This window comes from Aeromicrobium sp. (genome assembly GCF_036676885.1).
In the GTDB taxonomy this organism is placed as follows: domain Bacteria; phylum Actinomycetota; class Actinomycetes; order Propionibacteriales; family Nocardioidaceae; genus Aeromicrobium.
In genome coordinates this window covers 1-3,725 of sequence record NZ_JAKFCB010000298.1, presented here as the reverse complement: position 1 = coordinate 3,725, position 3,725 = coordinate 1, and the positions used below count along the sequence as shown (strand labels likewise).

General features: G+C 69.1%; 4 protein-coding genes. 1 reads left to right on the top strand and 3 read right to left on the bottom strand.

Going from position 1 to position 3,725, the window contains the following annotated elements:
- A partial coding sequence (locus V6M46_RS13560; RefSeq protein ID WP_332666052.1) for a GTP-binding protein occupies positions 1 to 1,034 on the bottom strand: 1,034 nt, incomplete at its 3' end.
- Positions 1,035 to 1,246: 212 nt separating this feature from the next.
- Between V6M46_RS13560 and rpsT the strand changes: the two genes are divergently transcribed.
- Positions 1,247 to 1,507 carry a 30S ribosomal protein S20 gene (gene rpsT, locus V6M46_RS13555; RefSeq protein WP_332666050.1) on the top strand — a complete coding sequence of 87 codons (261 nt, stop codon included), beginning with the start codon at positions 1,247 to 1,249 and terminating at the stop codon, positions 1,505 to 1,507.
- Between the two features lie 45 nt (positions 1,508 to 1,552).
- Here rpsT and V6M46_RS13550 read toward each other — a convergent pair whose 3' ends face one another.
- Both V6M46_RS13550 and holA read right to left on the bottom strand, forming a co-directional pair.
- Entirely contained in the window at positions 1,553 to 2,716 is a 1,164-nt protein-coding gene (locus V6M46_RS13550) for a heparan-alpha-glucosaminide N-acetyltransferase domain-containing protein (RefSeq protein WP_332666047.1), read from the bottom strand.
- Positions 2,716 to 3,690: a DNA polymerase III subunit delta gene (holA, locus tag V6M46_RS13545; protein ID WP_332666044.1), complete on the bottom strand. Its 975-nt coding sequence runs from the start codon at positions 3,688 to 3,690 to the stop codon at positions 2,716 to 2,718. The genes V6M46_RS13550 and holA overlap by 1 nt, the downstream gene beginning before the upstream one ends.
- Positions 3,691 to 3,725: the final 35 nt, after the last annotated feature.

Below are 3,725 nucleotides of genomic sequence, written 5' to 3'. Positions count from 1 at the left end.
GGCTCGTAGACGAGGGCGGCGTCGTTGAGCTGCAGCTTCTCCAGGGCGTCGCGCAGCGTCGGGTAGTCGTCGCCGTCCATCGGGTAGAGGCCGGCGAACACCATGGGATTGGGGTTCTTGTAGCCGCCGAGCGGCTCGGTCGCGCCGCGGATGTTGGACGTCACGGTGTCGCCGACGCGGGACTGGCGGACCTCCTTGACGCCGGTGATCAGGTAGCCGACCTCGCCGACGCCGATCTCCTTGGCCTTGACCGGCTCGGGCGAGATCACGCCGACCTCGAGCATCTCGTGCACGGCGCCGGTCGACATCATCTTGATGCGGTCGCGGTGCGAGAGCTTGCCGTCGAACACGCGGACGTACGTCACGACGCCCCGATAGGTGTCGTAGACCGAGTCGAAGATCAGCGCGCGGGGCGGTGCGTCGGGGTCGCCCTTGGGCGGCGGCACCTCGTCGACGATGAGGTTGAGCAGCTCCTCGACGCCCTGGCCGGTCTTGGCCGAGACCCGGAGCACGTCGTCGGGGTCGCCGCCGATGATGCCGGCGATCTCCGCGGCGTACTTCTCCGGTTGCGCGCCGGGCAGGTCGATCTTGTTGAGCACCGGGATGATGTCGAGGTCGGCGTCGATCGCGAGGTAGAGGTTGGCCAGCGTCTGTGCCTCGATGCCCTGGGCGGCGTCGACCAGCAGGATCGCGCCCTCGCACGCCTCGAGGCTGCGGCTGACCTCGTACGTGAAGTCGACGTGGCCGGGGGTGTCGATCATGTTGAGGATGTAGACCGTGCCGGCGTCGTCACCGCTGGTCTTGGTGAACGGCATGCGCACGGCCTGGCTCTTGATCGTGATGCCGCGCTCGCGCTCGATGTCCATGCGGTCGAGGTACTGGGCCTTCATGTCGCGGCCATCGACAACACCGGTGTGCTGCAGCATGCGGTCGGCCAACGTCGACTTGCCGTGGTCGATGTGCGCGATGATGCAGAAGTTGCGCAGGACCTGTGGGTCGGTGGCCCCGGGCTGGGGAACGGGGCTGGTGCTCATGATGTCCCCATTGTCCCATCACCCCGGGCATGCTCGTGCCACGTGGGTGGGGTGCTCGGCGCCGTGCCTCCCAACGCTGTGCCGTCAGCTCGCTCAGCTTCGGCGATTTGAGGGGGCGGGCCGCTCACTGATAGAGTTGGCGGTCGCGTGCCTCGGCACGTCCAACAACTTTTTCGCAGCATTCACACATTCGAGAGAAACAGGTTTGCCCCGTGGCGAATATCAAGTCGCAGATCAAGCGCAACCGGCAGAACGAGCTGGCCCGCGAGCGCAACAAGTCCGTGCGCTCGGCTCTCAAGACCGCCGTGCGTCGCTTCGAGGAGGCCGTGACGGCCGGCAACACCGACGACGCCAAGAAGCTCGCCGGCGAGGCCACCAAGAAGCTCGACAAGGCGGCCTCCAAGAACGTCATCCACAAGAACCAGGCGGCCAACCGCAAGTCGGCCATCGCCAAGAAGGCCGCGTCGCTCTGACGTACGCCTGCTGAATCAACGCCCCGACTCATACGGGGCGTTTTTTCATGCCCTCGACCGCCTGCCCCAGACCGAGAGCCTGCGGACGAGCCACTCCAGCGGACCCTTGCCGATGAATCGTTGCCACAGGGCAGCGCCGAGGCACAGCACGACGACCTGCAGCAACCAGTCGCGATGGCTGCCGGTGTCCCAGCGGCCGTCGTGGGCGTCCATGTAGTCGACCCGCATGCGCCAGGCCCACAGGACGTGGACCGTGTAGAGCGTCAGCGTCATCGCACCGGCGGCCCGGAAGGGCGTGAGGCCGATGCGCGCCCACGGGATCCGCAGCACCAGGGCGCACAGGCCGACCGCGAGCACCGCTGAGCCGATCGCGCTGAGCACGTTGAGCGGGGTCGACGTGTGCGAGCCGACGAGCAGGAGGTCGTTCCATCCGGCCGGCTCGAACGGCCAGAAGTGCTCGGCGAACAGCAGCCGCCAGCCGAGGTCATCGGTGTCGTGCACCCGCTCGGTGCGGATCAGGAACAATCCGGCCAGCAGCGTCACCGCCAGCAGGGTGGCGCCATCCCGGACCAGCCGCCACGCGACAGCAGCCCTGTCGAGGTCGAGCCGGCCGACGGCGAGACCCACCAGGACGTACGCGAACCACACCGCCGCCGGGTAGGTGCCCCACACCAGCAGCTCCATCAGCAGCTCACCGGGGTGCTTGAGGTCGGAGAGCTCGGCCTGCCCCGCCACGACGGGCTCGTGGCTGATCCTCGCCCAGAGCACCAGCACCGGCGCTGCGACAGCCCACGCCGCGGCCAGCACCAGCAATGCGCGCGTCGACAGCCGTCTGAACGGAAGCGCCACGACGATCAGCAGGCCGTAGAACGCCAGGATGACGAAGACCGGCATGTCGTGGAGCGATCCCAGGCCCAGACCCAGCGCGATCAGCAGGGCGGCCCGGATCGCGGTCGCCCGCGTCGAACCGGCGCCGCGCGGGTCGCGGTCATGGACCAGCGAGAGCGCCACCCCGGCGAGCAGCGCGAACAGCGGCGCCGCACGCCCCCCGGCCACGATGTGTCCGACCGGCGGGTTGCGCTCTGTCCAGTAGGGGCCGATGTGCACCAGCATCATGCCGATCAGGGCGATGCCGCGGGCCAGGTCGACCGCATCGATCCGGCCGGTACGAGATGTCGTCGATGCCTCCACCGAGCCGACCTGCGTCATCAGTGCCTGCGGCGAGCCGCCGCCACCTGAAGCACCATGCGCTCGATCGCGTATGCCGGGTCCGCGGAGCCGCCCTTGACGTCGAGATCGGCCTGCGCCACCGCGCCCAGCGCATGGGCCAGGCCGTCCTGCTCCCACGACCGCAGCTGCTGCCGCATCGACCGGATCTTGAACGGCGGCGCGCCGATGTGGGCCGCCAGGTCGTTGTCGCGCAGGCCGTCGGGTGCGCTGGCCAGCTTGGCGAGTGAGCGCAGCCCGCTCGCGAAGGCGCTGGTGATGAGCACCGGGGCGACCTTGGCGGTCTCGGCCCAGCGCGCCGCCTCGAGCGCGACGTTGATGCGGCCGTCGATCGCGGCGTCCGCGATCTCGTAGCCGCGGACGTCGGCACGTCCGCCGAAGTACTGGCGTACGAGCGAGGCGCTGATCTCGGCGCCCTTCTCGAGGTTGGACACGAGCTGGTCGGCCGCTCCGGCGAGGGCGCGCAGATCCTGCCCCACGGCGGCGACCAGCAGCGTCGCCGCTTCCTCGTCGATGCGCGCGCCGAGGTCGCGGATCTCGGTGTAGACCCAGCGGGCGTAGTCGCGCTCGTACTTGGGTTGCTCGAGCTTGACCTCGCTGACCGTGGCGATCTTGCGGAGCTTGTCGAGCAGGCCCTTGGCCTTGGTGCCGCCCCCATGGACCAGCACGACCGCGATCTCGGGCGACGTTTCTGCGGCGTATGCCAGCAGCTCGGCCTGGGCGACCTCGGGCAGGTCCTGCAGCTCGGTGAGCACGAGCGCGCTCACGTCGCTGAACAGCGACGGGCTGGTCAGCCCGGCCAGCTCTCCCGGTTGCAGGCCGGACGCGCTGGCCTCGGCGACCTGGCACTCGGGGTGCTCTGCGGTGACGGCCTTGACGGCACGCGCGCGCGTGCGGTCGGCGAGGAACTCGGCGTTGCCGGTGATGAGCAGGATCTTTCCGAATGCCGTGGCCACGGACTCAGCGTAGTCATCGGGTCACCACAAACCGG

Coding starts and splice junctions, on each gene's coding strand:
- V6M46_RS13550 (WP_332666047.1), bottom strand. CDS start 2,716: ATGACGCAGGTCGGCTCGGTGGAGGCATCGACGACATCTCGTACCGGC.